Genomic DNA, 25,796 nt, shown 5'->3' with positions numbered 1-25,796 from the left:
GAACGCATACAGGTTTTCGTCGCGCAGTTCTACCCATCATCGACGCTACGCCATGACACGTCTTTGCCGATCCCTCTCCGTCCTGTTTCCCGCCCTTCTGCTCCTGAGCGGCGGCGCCCCGACCGCGTTCGGGCAGGGCGAAAGCGCCACAGCGGCCGAGATTCGGCAAATGCTGGAGCAACGCGACCAGGAAATCAAGTCCATCCTCGGCGAGACGGACGACTATACCGCCGAGCAGCGTGCCCAGCTGAAGGAGCTGGTCAACGGCGTCATCGACTTTCGGGTGATGGGCCAGCGGGCCCTTGGGCCGCACTGGGAGGATCTCAGCGCCGACCAGCGGGATGAGTTCGTCTCCGTCTTCCGCGAGGTGGTGCGCGCGCAGTCGATGAGCGACCTCGGGGTGTACAGTTCCGCGGTCACCTACGACCAGATTGACGTACAGCGCGACAGTGCCTTCGTGCGCACCCAAACGACGTATGAAGGCCGCACCACGTCCGTCGAGTACGTGCTGGAGCGCCGCGAGGACGAGTGGCGGGCGGAGGACATCATCATCGACGGGGTGAGCACCGTGGAGGGCTACGCCCGCTCGTTCCAGACGGTCGTTCGGAAGCGGGGCTTCGACTCCCTGATGCAAAGCCTCCGCAAGAAGCGGGACGAAGTTACCGACACCTCTGAGACCGGGCGCTAGCCCCAACGGCCCCGAGAGCCACGCCGGGCGTCGCCCTGTGTAGGGGCTATGCGCCGGCGTCCTCGCTTCCGTTGAGGGTCTGGTCGATCCGGGCGAGCACGTCCTGCAGGTGCATTTCGGTCGTCTCGTCGGTCGTGCGGCGGAGGCCCTGCTGGACGTCGTCCCGCAGTGTCTTAAGCTCCGCCCGGACGTACGGCCGGATGTCCGACTGGCTCACGTCGACCGGCGTGTAGTCGATGTACTGGCGGTACTCGGGCGGCGGGGCCTCCACCTCCGCGGTCATGAGGTAGTCCAGCCGCTCCAGGTAGCCGCGCTGCAGGTTGCGCCGGTACGGGTCGATGGCCGTGCCCGACTCCAACTCGGCCCAAACGCCGCCCCGCAGGTCCCCGAACAGGTCGCCGACGCCGTACACGTCGTCCTCGCTCATGGCCTCCGCCTCCAGCATGCGGGCCATGCGCTCCGGGTCGAGCACGCCGTCGAGGACGCCCACCTGCGCCTCCCGCACGCGCTCCAGCGCCCCGGCGTGCTCGATGCGGCGTAGCACGTCGGCCTCCACCATCCACGTGGGCGTCTCGAACGCGTGGGTGAGGAGGAAGTCCACCGCGCGTTCCTGATCCGTGGCCGAGACGGGCTCGTACACCGGGCCCTCCTGGCCGTACGTCTTCGGCGTCTCGTGCACGCCGCCGAGATGCTGACTGACGTGGCCCATGTAGCGGCGCCACTGGTTCACCACCGCCCCGTACAGCTCCTCCAGGGTGGCGTAGCCTTCCCCGTCCCGACTCGTCCACTGGATGAGGTTGGGGAGAATGCGCTTCAGGTTCGCGATGCCGAGCCGACTGGCCTCCATTGCGTCCCGGCCCAGGTCTTCGGACTGGGCGCGCGGGTCGATGGAGCCGGAGGCCCCGAAGAAGTAGCGCGGGTCGTCGGTGTGCTCCCGAATCATCGCGTCGAGCGTCTGGGCCTGCTCCTCGGGCGTGCCCGTCGGGCGTTTCGTATAGCCCCACCGCACGGCCCACTCGTCGTAGGTGCCAATCCGGGGCAGGAAATTCTCGACGCCGTCGCCCGGCTGGGCCACGTAGTTGAACCGGGCGTAATCCATGATGGAGGGGGCGGTGCCGTGGTCCGCCGTGTAGGAGGGCGAGCGGAGGGAGTCGACCGGGACGGCGTTGCTGGAGCCCATGTTGTGCGGCAGGCCCAGCGTGTGGCCCACCTCGTGGGCGGCCACGAAGCGCACGAGCGTGCCCATCACCTCCGTCGAGAACACTGGCTTCCGCGCCTCCGGGTTGACCGCTGCCGTCTGCACGAAGTACCAGTTGCGCAGCAGGTTCATCACGTTGTGGTACCAGCCGATGTCGCTCTCCAGGATCTCCCCGGAGCGGGGGTCGTGCACGTGCGGCCCGTAGGCGTTCTGGACCTCCGAGGCGAAGTAGCGAATCGTGGAGTAGCGAATGTCGTCCGGGTCGAAGGTGGAGTCCTCCTCGGCACTCGGCGGATCCTTCGCGAGGATTGCGTTCTTGAAGCCGGCCTCGCGGAAGGTCGACTGCCAGGCCTCCACGCCTTGCTTGAGGTAGGGGCGCCACTTCTCAGGGGTGGCCGGATCGATGTAGTACACGATCGGCTCTTTCGGCTCCACGAGCTCGCCGCGGGCGTAGGCCTCCGGGTCCTTCGGCTCCAGCTGCCAGCGTGTGATGAAGCATTCCTCGGTCGCCTGCTGCTCGTCGGAGCTGTAGTTGACCCGCTCGACACTGAAGTACCCCACCCGGTCGTCACAGAGACGGGGCTGCATCGGCTCCTTCGGCAGCAGCACCATCGAGTGGTTCATCGACACCGTCAGGGTTTTCGTCGAGGCGTTGGACGGAGGGTTTTCGGCCTGGTACGTCAGGACGGCCTCGATGTCCGTGTTTTCCGGGAAGCTCTCGACGCCCTTGATGTAGGTCCGATCCCCGTCGAGCCGGCGGACCCGATATTCCTCCCGCGCCGCGCTCGGAATTCCGAGGGAGGGCACGTCGGCGGTGAACAGGTCCGTGACCTCCGCCACGACCCCGGTCGAGTCCTCGTTGAGGGCCTCGATGGAGAACGACTGGATGATGGGCTCCAGGTTCGAGTTCTGGACGGCCTGGTAGACAGGGTCGTCCTCCTGGGCCATGTCCTCGTGGCTCACGACCCGCAGGTAGAGCTGGTCGCCACGGCGCTGCCAGCGCAGCACCTGGGTGGCGGTCTTCTCCCCCCCGTAGCCGAAGCCGTCGGGCGTCTGGGCCGCCCGCGAGACCATGAGCAGCTCCCGCCCGATCAGCGAGTCGGGAATCTCGACGTACAGGGTGCCGTCGAAGCGGTGCGTCGTGAGCAGTCCGGGGTCGGTCCGGGCCGAGTCGGGGACGACCTCCCCGAAGGGCTTGAAGCCGTTCTCCCCCGTCTCGTTCTGGGCCGACGATTGCGCCTGTGCCGAACCGTCCGGGGAGGGGGCGGTTGTGGACTGAGAGCTTGCGCAGCCTGCGAAGAGGCCGATCAGCAGGGCCGCGGCAATGAGCAGTCGGCCGCGAGTAGGGGACAATGAGGGCATTGAGGACCGTACAGGGGAAGTGAGCCTACAGCGAAGGGTGGAGGGCGGTCGTCATGGGGGCGATCGTGTTGGCCCCGCCAACAGGAAAGCGAAACCAGTCACATAAACTGGGTCCCGGTGGACGAAAGCAAACGTACGGCGGGGGGCTGCCGTGAATCGCACGCAGGAGGGGTGAATCGAAATGATGGCCGTGTCGGGACGGGGGGACCGAGTGGGACGAAAGACATGTTCGTGAAGCGCGCACGCAGAAAGCCCTTCCGCGCCGGACGAGATCGAACCCAATCCCCCGGCATAGGGTGTGAGAAACATCAGCCACACGCCACGAACACGAACTCGTCTCGCAGGCACCCATCGATTTTCAGTCCCATGGCGCATTCGTGCGACGCTATTCTCTTCGACCTTGACGGTGTGCTTGTCGACTCCGAGGCCGTCGTCCGGAGACAATGGAAACGCTGGGCCGAGGATCGCGGCATCCCGTTCGAAGAGGTCGAGGCTGTCCAGACGGGGCGCCCGGCCGTTGAGGTCATCGAGGAGGTGGCGCCGCACCTCGACCCGGAGACGGAGATCGAGCGGTTGGGAGACGAGAGGGCCACCGACGGCCTTGAGGCGTTCGACGGGGCGAAGGCGCTCCTCAACCGCCTGCCGCGGGACCGGTGGGCCATCGCCACCAGCGGGCGCCGCCGCACGGCCACCGCACGGATGGCGCACGTCGGCCTCCCGGAGCCGGAGGTGTTTGTGACGGCCGACGATGTGGAGCGGGGCAAGCCGGCCCCCGAACCGTACCAGCAGGCCGCGACAGGGCTGGGCATCGATCCCGGGCGCTGCGTCGTGCTGGAAGACGCCCCGGCGGGGGTGGCGTCGGCCCGACGGGCCGGAGCGACGGTCCTCGGCGTGGCGACCTCGCAGCCGCCCGACGCCCTCGCGGCGGCCACGGCGGTGATCCCCCACGTGAAGGCGCTTGACGTGCGTGCCGGGGACGCCGGGCTCCGCGTGGATTGGCAGCACGAGGAGGGGGCGTGAGGGGCGAGCCACACCCCTGCTTCGGGGGGCGTGACAGGCGGAGACGAGGGCGTCTCGCCCAGTCTGCCCCCTCACCGCCGGGCGGGGGCTCGTCCTCGTTCCGCTGCGTGGCCCGGGCACGAGGAGGGACAATGTCGTTCTTCGGAAGCGCGTGGACGACACGTGGGCTGAAACCCGCCGCTCGGCCCGCGGCTACAAGCCCTGCGGTAGATGTCTGAACGAGCGCCCTGGACGCGAATGCCGAACCTTCCGATCGACGATGTGCTGCCGAACCTGACGGCCGCTCTCCGCGAGCGGACGGAGGCGGTGCTCCAGGCCCCGACGGGCGCGGGCAAGACGACCCGCGTGCCGCTGGCCCTGCTGGGGGAGCCGTGGCTCGGGGGCGACCGGCTCCTCATGCTGGAGCCGCGGCGGCTGGCGGCCCGCTCCGCCGCGCAGTACATGGCCCGGCAGCTCGGCGAGGACGCCGGGCAGACGGTGGGGTACCGGGTGCGCATGGACACGCGGGTAAGCGCCCAGACCCGAATTGAGGTCGTCACGGAAGGGGTGCTCACGCGCATGCTGCAGGACGATCCGGCGCTGGACGGCATCGGCGCGGTGCTGTTCGACGAGTTCCACGAGCGCAACCTGCAGGCCGACCTCGGCCTCGCCCTCGCGCTCCAGGCCCGCGAGGTCGTCCGCCCCGACCTGCGCGTGCTCGTCATGAGCGCCACGCTCGACACCGGGCCCATTGCGGGCCTCGTCGACGATGCGCCGCTCATCCAGAGCGAGGGCCGCAGCTACCCGGTAGACGTGCACTACGCGGACCGCCCGCTCAGCCCCGGCGACCGCATTGCGCCGCCCGTCGCGGCGACGGTGCAAGACGTGCTGACGGAGACGGACGGCGACGTGCTCGTCTTTCTGCCCGGCGCGGGCGAGATTCGGCGCACCGAGTCGCGACTGGAGGACGATGTGCCCGGCGACGTGGCCCTGCATCCTCTCTTCGGCAACCTCCCGCCGGACGAGCAGGACGCGGCCATCGCGCCGAGCCCGGACGGGGAGCGCAAGGTCGTCCTGGCCACCGACATCGCCGAGACGAGCCTCACCATCGAGGGCGTCCGGGTGGTGGTGGACAGCGGCCTCCGCCGTGCCCCGCGGTTCGACGCCACCACCGGCATGACGCGCCTGGAGACGGTGCGTGTCTCGCAGGCCTCCGCCGACCAGCGCACGGGGCGGGCCGGGCGTGTGGCCCCCGGCACGTGCTACCGGCTCTGGACGAAGCGCACACAGCACCACCTCGACCCGCACACCGCGCCGGAGATCGAGAACGCCGACCTCGCGCCCCTCGCCCTGGAGCTGGCAAAGTGGGGCACGCCCGACCCGTCGGCGCTCCGCTGGCTCGACCCGCCGCCCGACGACACCTACGCGCAGGCACAGGCCCTCCTGCAACGCCTCGGGGCCGTCGACCGCGACGGCACAATTACCGACCACGGCCGCGAGATGGCCGAGCTCGGGCTGCATCCCCGCCTCGCCCACATGCTCCTCAATGCGCAGGCGCTGGGCCACGGGGCCGTGGCGTGCGACCTCGCGGCCCTGCTCGGCGAGCGCGACATCTTCAAGGGACAGGGCGAGGCGCCGGACGTGGACCTCCGACTGCGCCTGGAGGCGCTCCACCGCCTGCGCCGCGGCGAACGGCCCACCCCCGACCATGCCCGCAGCTACGTGGTCCCCTACGGCGCCGTCGGCCACGTCCGCAAGGTGGCCGACCACTGGCGGGCCCAACTGGGGGTCTCCACGAAGGTGGCGGGCGACGTCGCGGTTACGGGTCTTTTGACTGCCTTCGCCTACCCGGATCGCCTCGCGCAACGGCGCGAGGGGCAAAGCGGGCGCTTCCGGCTCCGCACCGGCCGTGCCGCCACGCTGCCGCGGCCCCAGCTGCTGTCGGACGCCGACTACCTCGTGGCCGCCCACGTGGACGCCCGCCGGCAGGAGAACCGCATCTTCCTGGCCGCGCCCCTCTCGGAAGACGAGATCGTCGACTACTTCGGCGACCAGATCGAGACCGAGACGAGGGTGGCGTGGAACCCCGAGCGGAAGCGGGTGCGGGCCCGGCGCCGCGAGCAGCTCGGCGCCCTCACGCTCACGGAGGGGCCCGTTGAGGCGCCCGACCCCACGGCGGTGGCGGAAGCGCTGGCGGAGGGCATCCGGGAGGCGGGGCTGGGCCTGTTGCCGTGGACCGACCACGCCCGTCAGCTTCAGCACCGCATCCAGTTTTTGCACCACCACCTTGGCGACGACTGGCCCGACGTCCACGACGAGGCGCTGCTCGATACGCTGGAGGACTGGCTCCTGCCCCACCTGTATGGCCTGAAGCGGGCCGACGACCTCCAGCAGCTCAACCTCCCCCAGATCCTGCGCGATCAGCTCTCCTATGACCAGCGCGACCGCCTGCGGGAGTGGGCCCCGACCGACGTTACGGTGCCCAGCGGGTTTGACCGGGCCATCGACTACTCCGATCCCGAAGCGCCCGTCCTCGCGGTGCGCCTCCAGGAGCTGTTCGGGCGCACCGAGACGCCGCGCATCGCCGACGGGCGCGTGCCCCTGACCCTTCATCTCCTGTCGCCGGCCCAGCGCCCGGTCCAGATCACGCAGGACCTCGACGGGTTCTGGCGGGGCACCTACCACGAGGTCCGCAAGGACATGCGGGGGCGCTACCCGAAGCACTACTGGCCCGAGGACCCGATCGATGCCCCCGCGACCCACACCACGAAGGCACGAATGGACGCGGACGTGTAACGCGGAAGCCCCACGTCATTTTCACTGCCGTCCCGTCCCGGTGCGGCGGCCCACGGACGCCCGAGTGTTGCTGCCGGTTGCGGTTACGGCCGAGAAGGCGTAGGTATGATGCTGTCGCCGGCGGCCGGGGCGGGAACGATTGTCCCCATGCCGCGATGGAGAAGGAGGCGGCACGAGAGACACCGCTGTACTCGCCTCGGCGCGAAGGCAACCGCGCCGTCCGCGCAGTCCCGTCGACCCCCGAATTTCAGCCCCAGCGGGCGCCCGTGTCATGAGCCCCTCCCCCGACGACAACCGCGTCTGGCGCGTCTTCTACACCCGGGCCCGGGCCGAAAAGAAGTGCGAAACCCGGCTCGACGAGCGGCGCATCGACGTGATGGTGCCGAAGAAGACGGAGGTGCGGCAGTGGTCCGACCGCACGAAGGAGGTCACCGAGCCGCTCTTCCGCAACTACCTCTTTGCCCGGGTCGACGAAAAAGACCGCCTGCGCGTGCTCCGCACCAACGGCATCGTGCGCTGTGTCCACTTCGACGGCGAGCCGGCCCGCCTCCGCGAGGAGACGGTCGGTCGGCTCCGGAAGGCCCAGGCGGTGCCCGAACGGCTCTCAACGGTCGACCTTCGCCCGGCAGTGGGCGAGACCGTCACGATCACGGGCGGGCCCGAGCGCCTGCAGGGCCTGACGGGCAAGGTGCTGCAGCACCGGGGGCAGACCTACCTGCTGGTGCAGGTGCAAGCCGTGCGACAGGCCGTCAAGATCGAGGTCGCGGCGGACTGGGTCCAGGCGACCTCCAACACGTAGGCAACGGGGCACGGGGGGCATCGGGCGATCGAGGCCGCCCCGGCACCCACGCGACGACGGTCCGTACGGGGGACGGAGTCGTATCAAAAACAGCGCTGCCCGTCCCGGTGACCGTCAATGTCGTCCTGCCCCTTCCGCTCGATCAGGCCTACACGTACCGCGTGCCGGAGGCCCTCGCCGGGGCGGCCCAGGCGGGGGCCCGGGTGCTGGTTCCGTTCCGCAACCGGCGCCTGACCGGCATCATCGTGGGCGAGGGGCCGGCGGCCGAGGCGCTCGACTTTGACGTGAAGGCGGTCCTGGACGTGCTCGACGACGTGCCGGTATGCACGGACGGGCTGCTCGACCTCACGAAGTGGATTGCCGACTACTACGTCTGTCCCTGGGGGGAGGCGCTGAAGGCGGTGCTTCCGGCCGGCACCACGGTCGAGACGGAGCACCGCCTGGCCCGCACCGATGCCGCCCCGGACGTCTGGGCCGACCACGAGGTGGGACGGACCGTCCTTGAAGACCTGGCGGCCCACGGCGAGACGACCCTCGCGGCGGTCCGCAAGCGTGTGGGGCCCGCCGTGCCGCTCGCCCTCATCCGCCGCATGGCCGCCGACGATGTCGTGGCGGTGGAGACGACCCTCTCCGACGAGCGGGTGGCCCCCAAGACGGAAACGCACCTCCGCTTCGCCCCCGCGTTCCAGCACAAGGACGCCCCGGACGACCTGATCGAGCAGCTCCGCGGCAAGAAGCAGCAGGCCACAATCCGGGCGCTGGCGGGCTTCCGGGCGGAGGGCACGCCCGAGCCGCGCCGGACCGACGTGATGGAGCGGGCCGACGCCTCGTACTCCACCGTCCGCAGCCTCGTGGAGAAGGGCATGGTGGAGCTGGTGGAGAAGGAGGTGATGCGCTCGCCCCTCGACGACCTGCCTGCGCCCGACCCGCCGCCGGATCACGACCTGCTTCCGGCCCAGCAGGAGGCCCTCGACGCCGTCACCGACGCGGTCGACGCGCACCGCTACGGCACCTTTCTGCTCCACGGCATCACGGGCAGCGGCAAGACGGAGGTCTACATCCGCGCGCTCCGGGCCGTTCGGGCGCGGGGGCGCACCGGCATCATCCTCGTGCCCGAGATCGCCCTCACGCCCCAGACCGTCCAGCGCTTCCGGGCGCACTTCGGCGACGAGATTGCCGTCCTTCACTCCCAGATGACCATGGGCGAGCGCTACGACGCGTGGCGCCGGCTGCGCACGGGGGCGGCCGCCATCGCGATTGGCCCTCGCTCGGCCGTCCTCGCGCCGCTGGAGGACCTGGGCCTCATCGTGGTGGACGAGGAGCACGAAACCTCCTACAAGCAGTTCGACCCGGCCCCGCGCTACCACGCCCGCGACGTGGCGGTCATGCGCGCCCATCGCGCCGACGCGGTCTGCATCCTCGGCTCGGCCACGCCCAGTCTGGAGAGCACCATGAACGCGCGCTGGGGCAAGTACGAGCGGCTCGAACTGCCGGAGCGCGTGCCCGACGCCTCGGGAAAGACCGCCGCGCTCCCCGACGTTCGCGTCCTCGACCTCGCCCTGCAGCGCAAGAAGCATCAGCTGGACGGCGCCCTGGCCGACCCGCTCCGGGAGGCCATCCGCACCCGGGTGGATCGGGGCGAGCAGGCGATCCTGCTCCAAAACCGCCGGGGCTACGCGCCGGTCCTGGAGTGCGAGGACTGCGGCTGGGCGCCCGAGTGCCAGAGCTGTTCGGTGAGCCTCACGCTGCACCGACACGGTGGGGGGGAGCAGCTGCGCTGTCACTACTGCGGCTACGCCGCCCGCGTGCCGCGTCAGTGCCCGGAGTGCGGCGGGCGGGACATCCACCAGATCGGCACGGGCACCCAGCGGGTGGAGGCGGAGCTGGAGGAGGTCGTCCCCGACGCGACGATCCTCCGCATGGACCGCGACACCACGAGCCAGAAGCACGGCCACCGCGACCTCCTCCGCCGGTTCGACAACGGCGCGGACATCCTCCTGGGCACGCAGATGATCGCGAAGGGGCTCGACTTCAGCCGCGTGACGCTGGTGGGGGTGGTGGACGCGGACGTGGGGCTCCTCTTTCCCGACTTCCGGGCGGAGGAGCGCACGTTTCAACTCCTCACCCAGGTGGCCGGCCGGGCGGGCCGGACCCGTGAGCTGGCCGGCGAGGTGATTCTCCAGACCCGCAACCCGGACCACATGGCCCTCCGCTACGCGCAGGAGCACGACTACGCGGGCTTCGCGGCGGAGGCCCTCGCCGAGCGCCGCGAGCTGGGCTACCCGCCCTTCGGGCACGTGGCGACCGTCGAGTTTCGGGGGCCGGACGAGGACCGGGTGGAGCGCCTCGCGGAGAACTGGACCGAGCAGCTGCGGCAGCATGCGGGGGCGGCCGGGGTGATGGGGCCCGAGCCCGCCTTCATTCAGCGCGTGAAGAAGCAGCACCGGTACCGGACCCTCCTGAAGGTGCGCGGCGGGAGTCCAGCCCCCCTCCAGACGGCCCTGCGCCGGACGCGCGACGCCCACGGCAGTCCGCCGAACGGGTACCACGTGGCAATCGACGTGGACGCGCAGGACGTGCTGTAACGAGAAGGGCAGTCGGGATCGGTCACGAACGCCTTTGGTACAAGACTTCCGTCATTTCTCGAATTGAGGGGCCCGACCACATGGATGCCACGACTGAATCCATTTGGGAACGTGTCCTACACGATCCTCAGTTGCGGGATCTCCCCTTCAAAATTGAGACGAACAGACACGGTCAACTTGTCTTGAGTCCTCATACCCCATTTTACAGTCGTTTTCAAAGCCGTGTCCTTCGCCTGCTCGACGAGTATGCTCCACCCTCCGGCGAGGCAACAATCGAGTTTGCCGTGCAGACCTCGAGGGGAGTGAAGGTGCCGGACGTGGTCTGGCTCTCTGAGGATCGGTGGAGTCAAATTCCCGAGGACGCGGAGGCCAGCCCTGTGGTGCCGGAGCTGTGCGTCGAGGGCCGGTCGGCGGGCAACACCGACGAAGAGATGACGGAAAAGCGTCGCCTCTACCTGGAGGAGGGGGCGCAAGAGGTCTGGGTCTGTGACGAGGAGGGCGCCCTTCGGTTCTTCGACGCGGAGGGGGAGCGAACCCAGTCGGCCCTTGCTCCGGACGTACCGACGGCCATCGAGACGTAAGCGGACGCACATTGAGGGGGAGGCGATACTGCTGAGCGAGGAAGGGCCCGCATCCCTTGACCCACGGTGATGCACGAAAATGACAAACCCGTGCATGATCTGTGCATGAGGGAAGTGCACACAGTCCAGATGTCTACACGGGTTTGCGCAAAATCTACCATCATTTCCGCCGAGGCATCGGCATTCTGTGGGTGCGTCTTTCGGACACCATCTCCGGCGTTGATACGGAGCCGGAGGGACCGGCGAGCGTCCGATCGCACTCTTCCGACCAGCCGCCCTCAGCGTCATGCGCGTCCGCACGCCACGCCCGCTCCGACTGCTCGTGCCCGTCCTTGGGCTGATCCTGGCGCTCGCGGGATGTGACAGTGTGGCCCCGGTGGAGCGGGGCGCGGGCTCCAGTTCGGATCTGTCCTCCGCGCTCCTGACGGAGACCAACGACCTCGACACGCGGATGTCCAGGGGACAGAAGTCCGCCGGGGCCGCGCGCCTCAAGGCCCCTGAGTCCTCGTCGGTGAACGGGATGGAAACCGTCGCACTGGCGAGCGTGACCCGGATCGCTCCGCCCCGCGACACGATGCGGGTGCGGACCCTGACCCACGCGGGCGGCACGGTATACATTGGGTACGACACGCCCGGCCCGGCCTTCGGGGGCGGGATCGACCGCCTTGACGCGAGCGACCCCACGACACTGCTCGCCCCGAACGGCCTTCGGGGAGATGCCGTCGACGTAGAGGACGTGGCGCAGGGGAGCGAGGACGGCGCCCTGTACGTGGCCGGGGGGCTCCGCCCCTCCGCGTACGACGGCGACCTTCGGGGCACCCCGGCCTCGCTATTGGCCGTCAATGAGGGAGAGGCCCCACAGGTGTCAGTCGCCGGGCTGGCCGGCACCGGCAGGACCAGCGTGGCGGGCGCACCGGAGAGCGACGACGAGCACGAGGTCTACGCCGTGTCGGGCGGGGAGGCGCTGTCCGAGTTTGGTGAGGCCCTCGACGACAGGACGCGTCGGACAATGTCCGGCGCGGCCCTGGCGTCGGTGGATGCCACGCCGACGGCTCTGCTCGTGGCCGGGCGGAGTGGAGGTGTGTACTCCAGCGAGGTCGAGACGGAGGACTCCTTCGCACAGATCTTCGACCTCGGGGACGGACGCCAGGATCAGCGTCGGGCCCGAACGGGGGCGGCTCTGGACGGCGAGCGCCTGGTTCTGGCCCCCGACGCCGGTGGGGTGACCGTGCTCGACGCGACCAGCGGGGACGTGCTGGCCCGCCGAGAGGGGCCCGCCTACACCAGCATCTCCGTGCACGAAGACGATCCGGAGGTGTCCGGCGAGCCGACGGGACTGGTGTACGCCGTCCGGCCCGAGGGGCGGCTCGACGTGTACCGGGTGGATGAGGGCGGCCCCGACACAGGGGGCTCGGACCCCGCACTCCGTGCCGTGGGCACCCTTCACCTGAGAGAGCTTACGGGGGCTGTGTCCCCGGTCCGCCGGGTGATGGGGGTCGGCTGTCACGTCTACGCCGCCGGCCGCGAGGGCGTCGCCGTCATGGCGGTGGGCACGACGCAGGGCTGTGGGGCCGGGGGGCACCGGCTGCCCACGGCGGCCGACGACAGCGCCGAGACGACCGAGCGGGAGGCAACGACGACGGCGGTCCTGGCCAACGACGCGGACCCGGACGGCAGCCTCGACGCCTCGACGGTGCAGGTCCAGAACGGACCGGACCACGGAACGGTGCGCGTCGATGAGTCGACCGGCGAGGTGACCTACACGCCCGAGCCGGGCTTTACCGGGACGGACGAGTACACCTACACGGTGGCCGATCAGGACGGATGGACCTCCGGCGAAACCACGGTCACGATTGCGGTGACGGCGCTGAGGCCGCCGCCCCCGCCAGGAGGGTGAACGGAGCGGTGTCGTAGAACGGCGGGCGTCCCGAGGGCGAAGAGGGCGTCCGACACGTGGTGTCGACCGCGAACCTTCGCGCTGGCGTTGCACGGACCGAGGCGATTCGACATGGCGAACGGGCCCTTCCTTTCCACGCTTGTCTGCCCGCCGGCGGACGGGGCAGCTCGGCCGTCCGTTCTCGTGGTGGACCAACGCGCCGACCACCGCCGGTTTCTGCGGTCGAGCCTGCGGCGGCGGTGCCGGGTGGCCACGGCGGCCTCGTGCGAAGAAGGGGCTGTCCATCTGCGACACGGTCCGCCCCGCGGGCTCGTTCTTGGGCGCCTGCCCGAGGGAGAGGGGCAAGAGGCCTTCCGGGCCGCCCTCCGCCGCACCGGGGCGCCCGCCACGTTGACGCTCTGGGCGACGCGCCCCCCGTCCGACGCGGTTGATGCGGCCCTCCGCCACCCGTTCACCCGGGCCGATCTGATCCGGGCCGTCGACCGGCTGCTCCGGGCCGGCGCGACGAAGAGGGAGGACGGGCGGGGAGAGGCCGGGAAAGGCGTGGCCGCCCGCTTCCGGCCGTAGCCCCGAATTAGGCCGTCGTCCACACGCGCGTCTCCCGGCCCGAGAGGGAAAGGGTCATCGACGACGAGGCAACCGGAAGCGACGCCTCGGCGGACGGCGGCCAGGCGGGGGCGAGAGGGCTGTCGGGCAGGGCGCCGGCCTCGAGGTCGACCTGTACGGACTCGGGGCCGGCGTTGAAGGCCACGAGGGCCGTCGTGTCGCCCAATGTTCGCCGAAGCACCAGCGCACGTGCGTCGGCGTGAAGGACCTCGACGCGGCCCGTGCGCAGCACCTCGTGCTCGTGGCGCAGGGCCGTCGCCGACTGGTAGAACGAGAGCAGGTCCGTGTCCCAGTCCGCCTCGTCGCGCGGGAAGGCCTCGCGGCAGTGCGGGTCCCCGGCCGCCGAGAGACCAATCTCGTCGCCGTAGTAGATGCAGGGGGCGCCCGGCATTGTCATGAGGAAGAGGACCGCCTGGCGGAGCGCATCGGTGTCTTCGTTCAGGATCCACTGCGCCCGGGCCATGTCGTGGCTGTCGAGCAGGTTGAGCTGGGCACAGGTGGCCTCCCAGTCGTAGAGGGCCAGGAGCCGCTCAAGCTCACGGGCGAACGCCGGGGCGTCGAGCGGATCGAACGTGAGGTGGGCCTTCGAGTAGTCGCGCAACGACCCGGCCCCGAAGAAGCCAAGGGTGATGTCGAGCAGCGGGTAGTTCATGAGCCCGTCGAACCGGTCGCCCTGCAGCCAGGCCGGGGCCTCGTCCCAGATTTCGCCCACGAGGTAGGCGTCCGGATCGGCGTCCTTGACGACACCGCGAAAGTCTTCCCAGAAGCCGTCCGTCTCGATCTCGCGGGGCACGTCGAGGCGCCACCCGTCGATCCCGAAGTCGACCCAGTGCCGGGCCACGTCGAAGAGGAAGTCCCGCACCGGCGGGTGGTCGGTGTTGAGTTCCGGCAGGGCGGGAATGTCGTGCCAGGCGGCGTAGTTGTGGGGCCGGTCGGCGGCGTACGGCCGGAGGGGCCAGTCCTCAATCTTGAACCAGTCGACGTAGGGGGAGTCGGGGCCGTTTTCGAGGACGTGGTGGAACGGCCAGAAGCCCCGGCTGGCGTGGTTGAACACGCCGTCCAACACGACGCGCATGCCCCGGGCGTGGGTGGCGTCGAGCAGCGTCCGCAGGGCGTCATTGCCGCCGAGCAGCGGGTCCACCTCGTAGTAGTCGTACGTGTGGTAGCGGTGGTTGGCCGCCGAGGCGAAGATGGGATTCAGGTAGAGGGCGGTCACGCCCAGGGCGTCGAGGTAGTCGAGCCGGTCGGCAATCCCGTAGAGGTCGCCGCCCTGAAAGCCCTGCTCCTCGGGCGGGGCGCTCCAGGGTTTGAGCGCGGTGTTCTCCTGGGCGCTCACCGCGCCGCTCCGAGCGAAGCGGTCGGGGAAGATCTGGTAGAAGACGGCGTGCTTGGCCCAGTCGGGAGGGGACATGTATTGGGTAGCGAGGCTGTCGGAGACGAGTCTGGTGTAGGCGGGACCCGTCGGGAAGCTGGGGGGCCTGGACGAGAGACGATTCCGGCTAGCCTGGAAACCGATGGTTCGGGGCCTCCGTCCCCACCGGAGCGTCCACAACCCGCCTGTCCCCGAGAGGGCCGACGGCTTACGAGTCGGTCGCCGCGACGTCGTGGAGGAGCGATCGGACGCGCTGGAGTTCGTCGTCGTTGGTGGTGTGGCCCAGCCCCTCGTAGATTCGGGTCGTGACCTCCGCGTCCAGGCCCCGGAGCACCTCGGCGGTCTCCGCCACGCGGGCCCGAGGGATGTAGGGGTCCTGGTCGCTGCAGCCCAGAAAGACCGGGGTGGCGTCGAGCGAGCCGTCGTAGTCGAACGAGGCACCTTCGGGGCCGATGAGGCCGCCGCTGAGGCCCACCACGCCGCCGTACCGCTGCGGGCGCTGGGCGGCGTACGTCGTGGCGAGGCAGGCGCCCTGCGAAAACCCAAGCAGGACGGTGCGGTCGGGGCCGAGGCCGGCCTCGCGTACATCGTTGAGCACGGTGCCGACGGTGTCGAGGGCGGAGGAGAGTTCGGGCTCGTTTTGGTCGCGGGGGGCCATGAACGACTGGGGGTACCACGAGCGCATTCGGGCCTGGGGGGCAAGGTGGGCAACGTCCGGCACGTCAAGGTCGTCGGCGAGCTGCAGCATGCCCTGGGCGGAGGCGCCGCGCCCGTGCAGAAGCACGAGGCCGGCCTGCGCGTCGTCGAGCGGGGCCCCGCCGGTGTGGACGGGCTGGCCCTGGTGGATGGCGTCGGTGCTCATCGGAAGAAGAGGGAAGGGGAAGAGGGCCGGCGGTGTTAGGGAGCGGTGAGCGTGGGGAGGGCGCTCTCCAGGTCGGCGCGGCGCGGCTCGAGGTGCTCCGGCAGCGCGAGGGACCGGCCGAGCTCCGCCTCGTCCTCGTCGACGTAAAAGCCGGGCCCGTCCGTGGAGATCTCAAAAAGCAGCCCCGATGTCCGGTCCGGGTCGCGGAAGTAGACGGAGCGGAAGTAGTGGCGGTCCTTCACGTCGGTCACCTGGAGGCCGTGCTCCCGCAGGCGGGACTGCCACGCCCGTTGGGCCGCGTCGTCCGGGGCCCGGAAGGCGATGTGGTGCACGGCGCCCCGGCCCATGCGGCCGGACGGGTGTCGGTCGCGCACGAGCAGGTCCACCGCGGTGCCGGCGCCCGGTCCGGGGCCGTGAAGACGCACGAGGTCGCCGTCCGCGCCGGCCCGGGTCCAGCCGAACACGTCCGTGAAGAGCTCCGGGGTGCGGTCGTCGGCAAAGACGGGCAGGACGGGCGCGTGGAGCCCCCGGATCGCGAGGCCGGCGGGGACGGGGCCGTTGGTCCAGGGCGCGGCGTCCCCGGCGGCGTCGGTGGCCACCAGGGCCAGCGGCAGGCCACTCGGGCCCGCAAAGTGGAGGCGCTGTTCGCCGAAGCGGGTCTTCAGTTCCGGCTCGATGCCGTGCGCGTCGAGGTGGTCGCGCCACCCGGACAGGGCGCCCTCGGGCACGGCAAACGCCACGGCCTGCACCATGCCCGCCCCGCTCCGTCCGCTCGTCGCTTGCGGCCAGGGGAAGAAGGTCAGCGTGGTTCCGGGATGGCCCGAGGCGTCGCCGTAGTAGAGGTGGTGCGTGGTCGGGTCGTCGAAGTTGACGGTCGTCTTGACCCGGCGCAGGCCGAGCACGCCCGCGTAGAAGTCGAGATTCTCCTGGGCGTCGCCGGACAGGGCCGTGATGTGGTGAACGCCGGGGAGCGAAGCGTCGGGCATCGGGAGGAGACGTCGAGATGAAGGGGGCTCGATCCCTCACGCCGCCGAGGGGGCATCGGTTTGATCGACGAGGGCCAGTGTGCAACGGCTTGCGCACACGAGTTGATCGTCTGCGTTCCGGATTTTGATCTCCCACACCTGTGTGGTGCGCCCGGTGTGGAGGGGGGCGGCCGTGGCCGTCAGCGTGCCGTCCCGCACGGGGCGCACGTGGTTGGCATTCACCTCGAGGCCCGCCGCCGCTCGTCCGTCCGGCGCCGCCAGGCTCCCCCCGACGCTGGCCGCCGTCTCGGCCAGAACCACGCTCACGCCCCCGTGCAACAGCCCGAACGGCTGATGGTGGTCGGGCGTGACCGGCATGGTCGCGACGACGCGCTCGGGGGTGGCCGTCTCGATCGCAATGTCGAGCAGGTCGGCGACGCCGCCGAGGTTGTCGGGGAGGGAGGGCATTGCGGGGCGCACCCGTGAGGCAGAGGGCGGGCTGCTCACGGATCACTCATGGGTCACGGAAGGGGAGCGACAGGGAGCGGCCGACGATTAGTCCTCAAACGCCGTGACCGCAATCGTGGTGTTGTGGCCGCCAAACCCGAAGGCGTTGGTGAGGGCCGCCGAGACGTCGCGGTCCACCGCCTCGTTGGGGGTGTAGTTGAGGTCACAGTCCTCGCCCGGCGTCTCGTGGTTGATGGTGGGGGGCACGCGCCCGTCGCGGATCGCGAGGATCGACGCGATGGCCTCGGCCGTGCCGGCGGCGCCGAGCATGTGGCCGGTCATGCTCTTGGTGGCGGACAGGTTGAGGGCGGCGGCGTGATCGCCAAACACCTGCTTCACGGCGTCCGACTCGATCACGTCGCCGACGGGGGTGGAGGTGGCGTGCATGTTGATGTGCTGCACGTCGGTCGGGGCCAGGCCGGCGTCGTCGAGCGCCTTGTCCATGGCCAGGGCGGCCCCCCGTCCGTCCGGGTCGGGGGCGGCGTAGTGGTGGGCGTCGTTTGACTTCCCCACGCCCGCCACCTCGGCGTAGATGGTGGCGTCCCGTTCGCGGGCGTGCTCCAGCGTCTCGAGCATGAGGGCGCCGGCGCCCTCGGCGGGCACGAACCCGTCCCGGGCCGCGTCGAACGGGCGGCTCGCCTTCGTGGGCGCGTCGTTGCGGGTCGACAGGGCCCGCATCGAGGCGAAGCCCCCGACGCAGAGCTCGTTGATCGACGCCTCCGTGCCGCCCACGAGCATGGCCCGGGCGTGGCCCTGGCGCAGGAGCAGGAGCCCGTCGGTGATGGCGTCGTTGCCGGTGGCGCACGCGCTCACGACGCAGTGGTTGGGGCCGCGCAGCGTGTGCTCCATGGCAATCAGGCCGGCGGCCATGTTGCTGATCATCATGGGCACGAAGAAGGGAGAGATGTGCCGCGCCCCGTTCTCGTCGAGGTCGAGCACCGAGTCGACAAACAGGTCGCTGCCGCCCACGCCCGTGCCGAAGATCACCCCGATGTCGTCCCGCGTCTCCGGGGCGAGGGCGTCGGTGTCGAGGTCCGCGTCGTCGAAGGCCTGTTGGGCGACGGCCAGGGCGTACTGGCTGAACGGGTCCTGGCGTTCGGCCAGCTTCGCGTCCATGTAGTCGGTGGGGTCGAAGCCCGAAACCTCACACGCGATTTTGGTGCGGACGTCCGACGCGTCGAATTTGGTGATGGGGCCCGCCCCGCTCCTGCCGGCCAGGAGGCCGTCCCAGAACTCATCGACGGAGTGGCCAAGCGGCGTGAGGGCCCCGAGGCCGGTAACGACGACGCGGCGAGAGGGAGCGGTAGAATCCATGAAGCAGGCAGGCTGGTCGGCAGTCAGTGCGGGGCGACGCGAGCACAGCGGGGCCCTGCAGCGATGCCTCACGGGCAGGGCCGACGCTCGCAGGCGACGAGGCCGTGTGGGGAGAAAAGACCGTGACGGGGAACAGCCCCCGCCACCAAGGGAACACACGTCGATGTGCCCGAAACAGCGCCTGTACCTCCAGACACTGCTTTTGCCCTCGGAACTGTGTAGTGTATCGTCCCACCTGCTCCGAAACAAGGGGTTCCGATGGGGTCATGCGGATTTAACCAAGTGGATCGGGGGGCAGACGCGGGCGGCGGCGGCCGTCGAACCGGCTGGCCCCCAAGCGTTCACTCGGCTTTCTTCTGAACTTTGCATTCTTATATTGGGGGGTGACGGAGCACCGGTCGGGCCAAGTGCGTGCTCCCGGCTCCGTATGCTCTCTCACCCGACCCTTCATGAGCTGAATTCCGATACGCAATGTCTACCCGTTCTGCCTTTCGCTTTGATCCCCGGGCCATCGTCGGGTCCTTCCTTACCGGTGTGGTGTTCGTCGTCCTCTTCACCTGGATGACCGGAAATGCGCTGGGCGCGCCCACCTTTCCCCTGCTCGCCATGATCTCCGGCTTCATCCTCGCGGGGGCGACCTACGGGGCCCTGAGCGAGGGCGAGACGGTGCTGGAGCCGGCCCTGGCCGCGGTGCTGGTGGCCGTGGCGGCCTACTTCATCATCTCGGCACTCGGCCTGCAGGCGTTCGATCCCCTGGTGAGCGACGGGGCGTTCACGTACACGATGGTCGTTGCCTTCCTCAACGGGCTCGTCCTGACGTTTGGGGGGGCGTGGGCCGGGGAGACGCTGCAGCGGACCTACGCCGAATCGGAGTCCGCGGCGCTGTCCTGGGACTGGGTCATGGCCGGCACCATCCTCGGGTTCGCCGTGAGCCTGTTCCTGGTGAACTTCGTAATCTGGGGCTTCGGCCTCTTCGGCAACCCGGCGGCCGCCATCGACGCGCCCTACGCCTGGGTGATGCTGCTCGTCGTCTTTCTGGGGCTGGAGGCCACCGGGTACGTCTGTGCGTTCCGCTCGCCGGGCGACACGTCGTACGAGGCGGCCGTCGCGGGCCTCATCACGCTCGTTCTCCTGATCGATGTCTTCGTCGTCGCGCTCGGCGGGGCCAACATCCTCTCCTACGGGCGCATGGCCCTCGTCCTCGTCATCGGCCTCGTCGCGTCCCTCGTGGGGGGGTACATTGGGGAGCGGAAGCAGGCGCAGGTGGAGTCGGGGCGCCCGTCCGAGGCGTAGCCGCACCGGGCCGGCGGCCCTCGTCGGGGCCGAGCGGCTACGGGAACGCCGCGAAGGCCGGGCACTCGTCCGGGGCGAGCGAGGGCGGGCACTGAATCGTGACGTCCCGGGTGGCCTTTGCGTAGCTGGCAAAGACGCCGGTGCCGCCCTCCACGTCCTCGATGACGTTCGGAATTTCCCCGGGGCCGAGCCCGCCGCCCGGCCCGCCCGGCGACTGGGCCTGCTGGGAGCGGATGAGGTTGAACAGGTTGTCGTCGATGACGTGGACGCCGATCTCGTTCGGGCCGTAAAACGCCACGGAGATCCACGGCAGGTCCGTCGTGATTCGGCCGTTCGCGTCGCGGGTGAAGTTCGCTTCGTTCCGGACGCCCGAGGAGGTGGTGCGGTAGGTGCGAATGCTGTCCTCGTCCGGGGTGTAGAGGTCTGCGTAAAACGGCGTCAGGCCGCGGGCCAACTGGGACGCCGGCCGCCCGAAGTCGGCCAGCGAGGTGGCCGTGATGACGAGCACAGCCTGCTGCTCGCGGTCGCTCATCGGGGGGGTGATGGTGAAGGCGGGCTGTCGGGTGGGGGCCCCGTGCACCGCCGTCGTGTTCGTGGCGTCCACGATCGAGATCGTGTCCGGCACGGTGGTGGTGGCGGAAAGGCCCGTTCCGTCCGGCGTGGTGACGGACAGCTCGTAGGTCGCGCGGGGCCGCACTCGTGACGAAGTGTCGGGCCGGTATAGGCCCGGCTCCTGTTCGGTAAAGCCGATCGTGTCGGTGGGCGTCCCCCCGTCGCTCAGGCGGTGTACCTCCACGGTGGCCCCGCGCACGGCCGTCTCGGATGCCCCATAGGCCTCGTTCGTGCCGACGCTACGGGTGAGGCGAATCGGGGGCATCGCGGCCCCGCCCTGCAGATAGGCCTCCACGACGACCTGCGTCTCGGGGGTGGGGGCGGCCGTGTCGCAGCCGATGAGCCCGGCCGCAAAGAGCACGGGCAGAAGGGGAAACACCAGACGGCGCATGAATGCGAATGGGCAATTGGGGGGCACGAGACAGGACGCGCCGGGTCAGAACGTGAGGGAGAACGACACATTCGGCACCGGAATGGGAATCTGGGGCGTTACGTTTCGGTCGAGCGTGCCGTCCGACTCGTTCTCGAACTGGTAAAACCAGACGTTGCGCCGCGCATAGGCGTTGATGGCCTGCAGTTGCAGTTCATACTCGGCAATCCCCAAAAATTGCCCCGTCCGGGCCACGCCCACGTCGAGCCGGTGATAAGGGGGCAGGCGCGCGTTGTTGAAGGGACTCACGAGTACGTTTTGGGCCCCTCCCACCCCCGGACTGAACGAAAAGGGACTGTCCACCAGCTCGTAGCGCTGCTCGGGCCGCGTGTAGGCCTGGCCGGTGGCGTAGTTGAAGGTGCCGGACACCCGCCACTGGTCGGTGAGGTGGTAGTTCAGGGCGAGCGTAAGCTCGTGCGTGCGGTCGAAGTTGGGCGGGTAGTACTGCGGGGTGCCCGCCTCGGACCGGTTGATGTTTGGGAAGCGCCGCTCGGTGCGGCTGAGGGTGTAGCTCAGAAAGCCGTTCAGGCGGCCCTCCGGGCGTCGGATGAGCACCTCCGTGCCGTAGGCCCGCCCGTCGCCCCCCTGAAACCGATCGGCGTACGGGACGCCCGCCGGGTCGGGCAGAAAGGGATCCAGCTCGAACAGGTCCCGCATGGTGCGGGCGTAGCCCTCCACGTCCAGCCGCCACGCGTCGCCCACCTGGGCGTTGACGCCCAATGCAATCTGGTCTCCGTAGGAGGGGAGCAGGCCCTCGTCGGTCATGAGCCAGGAGTCGAAGGCCGTGAAGAGCTGACTCGTCTCCAGCGTCAGGAACTGGTGGTAGCGGCCGTAGGCGGCCTGCAGCTGGACCGACGACGTCAGGTCGTGCTCGACCGAGAGCCGGGGGGCAAGCCGCAGGTAGTCCCCCTCCGAAAAGTAGGTCGCCCTGAGGCCCCCCCGGATCGTCCAGTCCGAAGTCGGGGTGTAGGTGTCCTTCAGGTACAGGGCGGCCTGCTCGCCCTGTAGGCGCTGGTTGAAGGTTTCGTCCCCGTCGAACGTGCTCCGCAACTGGAACGTGAGGCGGCTGGCGTGCAGCCCGGCCTCCACGGTGTGCTGGTCCCCGGGCACGTACTCCACGCCCGCCTTGAGGGACGCGTCGCGCACCTCGTTCGTCTGGGTGAAGCGGGTCCCGCCGAGCTCGAACACCGGCGTGCTTTCGTAGCGGGAGCCCGCGACCGTGAGCGTCGAGAACAGCCGGTCGGAGAAGAGGTGCGTCCAGTCGGCGCTGAGGGTCCGGTTGCCGTAGTCCACGTCGAACTCCTGCCCGTCGCCGGGCCGCAGGAAGAGCTGGTCCTGCCCCCCATACACGGCCAGCGAGAGGTCGTCGTCGGGGCCCGCGTCGTAGGTCGCCTTCGCGTTCACGTCGTAGAAGTAGAAGGTGTCGGGGAGGCCGTCCACGTCGTCCAGGACCGCGAGCAGCGGCTCGAGGGTGGAGCGGCGCACGGCCACCATGTAGGAGCCCGCCGGGTCGTCGTCGCTGCCGCCGTAGGGCCCTTCGATGTAGCCCCGGGTCGCCAGGCTGCTGAGGCTGAGGCCCCCGGTGGTCTCGCGCCGGTTTCCGTCCTTGTTGTAGATGTCGACCACGCTCCCCAGCCGCCCCCCGTACTCGGCCGGGTAGGTGCCCTTGTAGAGCTGCACGTCCTTGATGGCGTCGGGGTTGAACGTGGAGAAGAACCCGAAGAAGTGGGTCGGGTTGTAGACGGTCGTGCGGTCGAGCTGGATGAGGGTCTGGGCCGGCCCGCCGCCCCGGATGTACAGGTTGCTGGAGTAGTCCGAGGCCGTGGTGACGCCCGGCAGGAGGGCGAGGGAGCGGAAGACATCCGGCGTCAGGACGGACGGCAGTTCGGTGATCGTCGCGACGGGGAGCTTGTCCACCCCCATGCGTTGCTCGCCGGCATCGTCCTGCTCGCCGGTCACGACGACCTCCTCCGTCTGCAGGTCGGCGGGCGCGAGCTCCACGTCGAGGCGCGTCGTCTCGCCGGCCGTGAGGGGGACCGTCTCCGTGCGGGTCTGGTAGCCGAGGTAGGAGAATACGATGGTCTGCGGGCCGGGCGGGAGGCCCTGGAGCGTATAGTAGCCGTCGTTGTTGGTGGCGGCGCCGCGGCCGGTGCCCTCGACCACGACGTTGGCCTGGAGCAGGGTTTCCCCGGTCTCGGCGTCGCGCACGTACCCGTTTAGGGCGGCACGCTCTTGGGCCAGCACGGGGGGCGCGAGGCGCAGGGCGACGGCGCAGAGGCCGAGCAGGACGGCGACACGAACGTGGCGCATGCGCACGGGGAATTTGGGAGGGAGAGTCCGGCCGTCCCAACAGATCAGTCCGGCGTGTGGTGCCGCGGGCCCGCCGGGGGCGGCCGTCCCCGTCCATGAGGGCTGTGACGCCGCCGGACGTGCGGCTAGCGCTTCTCGCCGACCAGCGGGTAGCCCGCCTGCCGCCACCCGGCGTAGCCGTCCTCGAAGTCGATCACGTTCGTGTAGCCCTTGTCCTCCAGGGCGTGGGCCGCCTTGAGGGAGACGTCGCACCCCGCGTTGGCGCAGTACACGACGACGGGCTCGTCCTTGTTGGGGACGAGTGCCTCCATCCGGTCGATCTCATCCACCGGAACGTTGACGGAGCCTGGAATGTGAGTCGCCGCGTGGGCCTTTCGCGGCAGGGTATTGATGAGAACCGGCGGGTGCTCCCCTTCAAGTTTGCCTTTGAGGTCGTCGGCGGAAATGGTGGCCAGCGTATCGGACATGTTTTACGAACCGGTGGGACAAGAAAGCGACGAAAGTGTATCTGTACGCAGTGCTTCAAAATTAGCGGCGTTCGGCGTAGGATCCTCCGTAATCGCAGGGAGAGGAGGCGTTACACGTCTTCAACGAATTTCCGGAGGGGGGGCGGATCCGCCCGCCAGGGCAGTCGTTGGGCGCCGCCGGTTCATCGTTGCACTCATCCTTGCCCTGGTATGCGTTCCGTTCGACTGTTTCTTCCGTGCCTTCTTGTTCTGCTGCTCGCCGTGCCCGTCCGGGCCCAGGACACGTCCGACGTGGCGTTTCGCGTGCAGATGGCCGATAGCGTCGTGGTGACGGCCTCCCGCGTGGCCTCGGCGGTGCGGGAGACGGGGCGCCGCGTGAGCGTGTACACGCAGCAAGACATCCAGTCCCTCTCCGTCAACAGCGTGGATCAGCTGCTCAACGTCGCGGCGGGGCTCGACGTGAAGAGCCGGGGCGGGTTTGGCGTGCAGAGCGACCTCACGATGCGGGGCTCCACCTTCAACGGCGTCCTGCTGCTGCTGGACGGCGCCCGCATCAACGACCCGTACACGGGCCACTTCTTGATGGACCTGCCGGTGCCCCTCTCGGAAATTGCCCGCGTGGAGGTGCTCCACGGCCCGGCGACGGCCCTCTACGGCCCCGACGCCCTCGGCGGGGTGGTCCACCTCATTACGAAGACGGCCCTCCGCAGGGAGGACGTCCGGCAGGACGGCCCCGCGGCGCGGGTTGACAGCCGGTACGGAAAGAACAATTTCTACGACATGGGCGCCGCGGCCCGTACCGCGGGGGACCGGACGACCGTGAGCGCGGCGGCCGCGGTGCAGGGAAGCGACGGCCGGCGTGTGTCGGCGTCCCCGCCGCCGGAGGGACGCAATCTCTCAAGCACCGTGCAGACGGACTTTGAGCGGCGGACGGCCACGGCGGCCGTGTCGCAGGACCTTGAGGGCGCGACGCTCTATACCCGAGCCGGGGTGGACGATCGCGAGTTCGGGGCCTACCACTTCTACTCGGATTTTGCCACGGATCGGGCCCGGGAGGCAACCTCCACGTTCTGGCTCCAGAGCCGTCTGTCAAGTTCCGACGCGACGAACACGCCCTGGCAGGTGCAACTCTTCGGCAAGCAGCACCGCGACCGGTACACGTACAATCCCGACGTGGGTGCCAACACCCACATCAGCCGTCGCCTTCGGGTGCAGGGGCAGGGGGCCCACACGTGGAATGGCGTCCGGGTGACCGGCGGCGCCTCCGCCGGGCTTCGTGGGGTCGACAGCAATCGGGATGGGGTGCACGGCGACCAGTCCGTCGGGGCCTTCGTGAGCCTGCGCTGGCGCGCCACCCCTCGCCTCACGGTCAACCAGAGCACGCGCGTCGACTACGACCCGACGTACGGGACGGAGCCGACCCCGCAGCTCTACGTGGCCTACAACCTCGGGCCGGCGACGCTCCGTGCGGGTGGGGGGCGCGTGGTGCGGGCGCCCAACTTCCTGGAGCGCTTCATCGATTCGCCCAGCAACCAGGGCAACGCCGACCTCACGGCCGAGACCGCCTGGTCCGGGGAGGTTGGCGTGGACGTGCGCCTGCCGGCGAATCTGTCGCTCTCCGTGACGGGCTTCCACCGCACCACCGATAACGCCATCGATTACCTCCGGAACGAGGCGGAACCGGTGTTCGAGGCCCAAAATCTGGACCGCACTACCACCACGGGGCTCGAAACGGAGCTGTCGTTCGACCGGACCCTCGGTGCCGTGGGCGTCAGCCTCGACGCGGCCTACACGCTCCTCGACGCTAGCCTGGATGGGCAAAAGCGCCCCTCCGCTTACAAGTACGGCCTCGATGCGGCGCGCCACCAACTACAGGGCAGTGCGTCGGTGCGGGCCGGGGCCGTGACGCTGGGGCTGCAGGGGCTGTGGAAGGATCGGCTCCGCGACGCGCCCCTGGCGACCGACCGCTACGGGGTGGTGCACGGCCGGCTGGCCTACGGCACGCGCCTCTCCGGCGCCCGCACCACGCTGTCCGTCGAGCTCCGCAATGCCTTCGACCGGCAGTACAGCGAGATCTTCGACGCGCCGATGCCGGGCCGTACGCTCCTGGTCGGGGCGGAGGTGGCGCTGTAAAACGGGCGACGGGGCGCCGG

19 protein-coding genes are annotated in these 25,796 nt (G+C 69.7%); 10 read left to right on the top strand and 9 right to left on the bottom strand.

What is annotated here, in order from left to right; all coding sequences use genetic code 11:
* Positions 1-52 precede the first annotated feature (52 nt).
* Positions 53-688, top strand: coding sequence for an MlaC/ttg2D family ABC transporter substrate-binding protein (locus tag OJA40_RS07405; protein ID WP_263808819.1), 636 nt, complete (start codon positions 53-55; stop codon positions 686-688).
* A gap of 46 nt (positions 689-734) precedes the next feature.
* Here OJA40_RS07405 and OJA40_RS07400 read toward each other — a convergent pair whose 3' ends face one another.
* Complete coding sequence (locus tag OJA40_RS07400) at positions 735-3,248, bottom strand: zinc-dependent metalloprotease (protein WP_208425794.1); 2,514 nt, start codon at positions 3,246-3,248, stop codon at positions 735-737.
* Between the two features lie 366 nt (positions 3,249-3,614).
* On the opposite strand from OJA40_RS07400, the gene OJA40_RS07395 reads away from it, so the two are divergent.
* From OJA40_RS07395 to OJA40_RS07365, 7 genes are all read left to right on the top strand, one after another.
* Positions 3,615-4,268 carry an HAD family hydrolase gene (locus OJA40_RS07395; RefSeq protein ID WP_208425795.1) on the top strand — a complete coding sequence of 218 codons (654 nt, stop codon included), beginning with the start codon at positions 3,615-3,617 and terminating at the stop codon, positions 4,266-4,268.
* 237 nt (positions 4,269-4,505) lie between these two features.
* Positions 4,506-7,043 (top strand): ATP-dependent helicase HrpB, encoded by a 2,538-nt coding sequence (hrpB, locus tag OJA40_RS07390; RefSeq protein WP_263810235.1) that lies wholly within the window; start codon positions 4,506-4,508, stop codon positions 7,041-7,043.
* 271 nt (positions 7,044-7,314) lie between these two features.
* Positions 7,315-7,842: a UpxY family transcription antiterminator gene (locus tag OJA40_RS07385; protein ID WP_208425797.1), complete on the top strand. Its 528-nt coding sequence runs from the start codon at positions 7,315-7,317 to the stop codon at positions 7,840-7,842.
* 107 nt (positions 7,843-7,949) lie between these two features.
* Positions 7,950-10,427, top strand: a complete 2,478-nt coding sequence (gene priA / locus OJA40_RS07380; protein WP_208425798.1) for a replication restart helicase PriA — start codon at positions 7,950-7,952, stop codon at positions 10,425-10,427.
* An 80-nt stretch (positions 10,428-10,507) separates the two neighbouring features.
* Positions 10,508-11,008 carry a Uma2 family endonuclease gene (locus OJA40_RS07375; RefSeq protein ID WP_208425799.1) on the top strand — a complete coding sequence of 167 codons (501 nt, stop codon included), beginning with the start codon at positions 10,508-10,510 and terminating at the stop codon, positions 11,006-11,008.
* A gap of 286 nt (positions 11,009-11,294) precedes the next feature.
* Entirely contained in the window at positions 11,295-12,905 is a 1,611-nt protein-coding gene (locus OJA40_RS07370; protein ID WP_263810233.1) for a cadherin-like domain-containing protein, read from the top strand.
* A 186-nt stretch (positions 12,906-13,091) separates the two neighbouring features.
* Positions 13,092-13,472: a hypothetical protein gene (locus OJA40_RS07365; RefSeq protein ID WP_263810232.1), complete on the top strand. Its 381-nt coding sequence runs from the start codon at positions 13,092-13,094 to the stop codon at positions 13,470-13,472.
* 7 nt (positions 13,473-13,479) lie between these two features.
* Here OJA40_RS07365 and OJA40_RS07360 read toward each other — a convergent pair whose 3' ends face one another.
* The 5 genes from OJA40_RS07360 to fabF form a co-directional block, all read right to left on the bottom strand.
* Positions 13,480-14,922 carry a glycoside hydrolase family 13 protein gene (locus OJA40_RS07360; protein WP_208425801.1) on the bottom strand — a complete coding sequence of 481 codons (1,443 nt, stop codon included), beginning with the start codon at positions 14,920-14,922 and terminating at the stop codon, positions 13,480-13,482.
* Positions 14,923-15,091: 169 nt separating this feature from the next.
* Positions 15,092-15,745, bottom strand: a complete 654-nt coding sequence (locus OJA40_RS07355; RefSeq protein ID WP_208425802.1) for an alpha/beta hydrolase — start codon at positions 15,743-15,745, stop codon at positions 15,092-15,094.
* Between the two features lie 35 nt (positions 15,746-15,780).
* Complete coding sequence (locus tag OJA40_RS07350; RefSeq protein WP_208425803.1) at positions 15,781-16,731, bottom strand: ring-cleaving dioxygenase; 951 nt, start codon at positions 16,729-16,731, stop codon at positions 15,781-15,783.
* 36 nt (positions 16,732-16,767) lie between these two features.
* Positions 16,768-17,178 carry a hotdog fold thioesterase gene (locus tag OJA40_RS07345; protein WP_208425804.1) on the bottom strand — a complete coding sequence of 137 codons (411 nt, stop codon included), beginning with the start codon at positions 17,176-17,178 and terminating at the stop codon, positions 16,768-16,770.
* An 87-nt stretch (positions 17,179-17,265) separates the two neighbouring features.
* The gene (gene fabF / locus OJA40_RS07340) at positions 17,266-18,531 is read right to left on the bottom strand and encodes a beta-ketoacyl-ACP synthase II (protein WP_263789320.1); all 1,266 of its coding nucleotides are present in this window, start codon (positions 18,529-18,531) and stop codon (positions 17,266-17,268) included.
* A gap of 471 nt (positions 18,532-19,002) precedes the next feature.
* Between fabF and OJA40_RS07335 the strand changes: the two genes are divergently transcribed.
* Entirely contained in the window at positions 19,003-19,824 is an 822-nt protein-coding gene (locus OJA40_RS07335; protein ID WP_208425806.1) for a hypothetical protein, read from the top strand.
* Between the two features lie 37 nt (positions 19,825-19,861).
* Here the strand turns inward: OJA40_RS07335 and OJA40_RS07330 are convergent, their stop codons facing one another.
* From OJA40_RS07330 to OJA40_RS07320, 3 genes are all read right to left on the bottom strand, one after another.
* Positions 19,862-20,827 (bottom strand): DUF4249 domain-containing protein, encoded by a 966-nt coding sequence (locus OJA40_RS07330; protein ID WP_208425807.1) that lies wholly within the window; start codon positions 20,825-20,827, stop codon positions 19,862-19,864.
* Positions 20,828-20,872: 45 nt separating this feature from the next.
* On the bottom strand, positions 20,873-23,176 hold the full coding sequence (locus OJA40_RS07325) for a TonB-dependent receptor (RefSeq protein WP_263810230.1): 2,304 nt from the start codon (positions 23,174-23,176) through the stop codon (positions 20,873-20,875).
* Between the two features lie 125 nt (positions 23,177-23,301).
* Positions 23,302-23,643, bottom strand: coding sequence for a rhodanese-like domain-containing protein (locus OJA40_RS07320; RefSeq protein WP_208425808.1), 342 nt, complete (start codon positions 23,641-23,643; stop codon positions 23,302-23,304).
* Positions 23,644-23,853: 210 nt separating this feature from the next.
* Here OJA40_RS07320 and OJA40_RS07315 point away from each other — a divergent pair, with 210 nt between their 5' ends.
* Complete coding sequence (locus tag OJA40_RS07315; RefSeq protein ID WP_208425809.1) at positions 23,854-25,776, top strand: TonB-dependent receptor plug domain-containing protein; 1,923 nt, start codon at positions 23,854-23,856, stop codon at positions 25,774-25,776.
* The last annotated feature ends 20 nt before the right edge of the window (positions 25,777-25,796 follow it).

It is taken from the genome of Salinibacter pepae, assembly GCF_947077775.1.
Lineage (GTDB): Bacteria > Bacteroidota > Rhodothermia > Rhodothermales > Salinibacteraceae > Salinibacter > Salinibacter pepae.
Note: the sequence above shows the minus strand (reverse complement) of the source record. Positions and strands in the feature narration are given on the sequence as shown.

Bases quoted from the DNA above. Each gene is read 5' to 3' on its own strand.
- OJA40_RS07405 (WP_263808819.1), top strand. From the start codon at position 53: ATGACACGTCTTTGCCGATCCCTCTCCGTCCTGTTTCCCGCCCTTCTG.
- OJA40_RS07400 (WP_208425794.1), bottom strand. From the start codon at position 3,248: ATGCCCTCATTGTCCCCTACTCGCGGCCGACTGCTCATTGCCGCGGCC.
- OJA40_RS07395 (WP_208425795.1), top strand. From the start codon at position 3,615: ATGGCGCATTCGTGCGACGCTATTCTCTTCGACCTTGACGGTGTGCTT.
- hrpB (WP_263810235.1), top strand. From the start codon at position 4,506: ATGCCGAACCTTCCGATCGACGATGTGCTGCCGAACCTGACGGCCGCT.
- OJA40_RS07385 (WP_208425797.1), top strand. From the start codon at position 7,315: ATGAGCCCCTCCCCCGACGACAACCGCGTCTGGCGCGTCTTCTACACC.
- OJA40_RS07375 (WP_208425799.1), top strand. From the start codon at position 10,508: ATGGATGCCACGACTGAATCCATTTGGGAACGTGTCCTACACGATCCT.
- OJA40_RS07370 (WP_263810233.1), top strand. From the start codon at position 11,295: ATGCGCGTCCGCACGCCACGCCCGCTCCGACTGCTCGTGCCCGTCCTT.
- OJA40_RS07360 (WP_208425801.1), bottom strand. From the start codon at position 14,922: ATGTCCCCTCCCGACTGGGCCAAGCACGCCGTCTTCTACCAGATCTTC.
- OJA40_RS07355 (WP_208425802.1), bottom strand. From the start codon at position 15,745: ATGAGCACCGACGCCATCCACCAGGGCCAGCCCGTCCACACCGGCGGG.
- OJA40_RS07350 (WP_208425803.1), bottom strand. From the start codon at position 16,731: ATGCCCGACGCTTCGCTCCCCGGCGTTCACCACATCACGGCCCTGTCC.
- OJA40_RS07345 (WP_208425804.1), bottom strand. From the start codon at position 17,178: ATGCCCTCCCTCCCCGACAACCTCGGCGGCGTCGCCGACCTGCTCGAC.
- fabF (WP_263789320.1), bottom strand. From the start codon at position 18,531: ATGGATTCTACCGCTCCCTCTCGCCGCGTCGTCGTTACCGGCCTCGGG.
- OJA40_RS07335 (WP_208425806.1), top strand. From the start codon at position 19,003: ATGTCTACCCGTTCTGCCTTTCGCTTTGATCCCCGGGCCATCGTCGGG.
- OJA40_RS07330 (WP_208425807.1), bottom strand. From the start codon at position 20,827: ATGCGCCGTCTGGTGTTTCCCCTTCTGCCCGTGCTCTTTGCGGCCGGG.
- OJA40_RS07325 (WP_263810230.1), bottom strand. From the start codon at position 23,176: ATGCGCCACGTTCGTGTCGCCGTCCTGCTCGGCCTCTGCGCCGTCGCC.
- OJA40_RS07320 (WP_208425808.1), bottom strand. From the start codon at position 23,643: ATGTCCGATACGCTGGCCACCATTTCCGCCGACGACCTCAAAGGCAAA.
- OJA40_RS07315 (WP_208425809.1), top strand. From the start codon at position 23,854: ATGCGTTCCGTTCGACTGTTTCTTCCGTGCCTTCTTGTTCTGCTGCTC.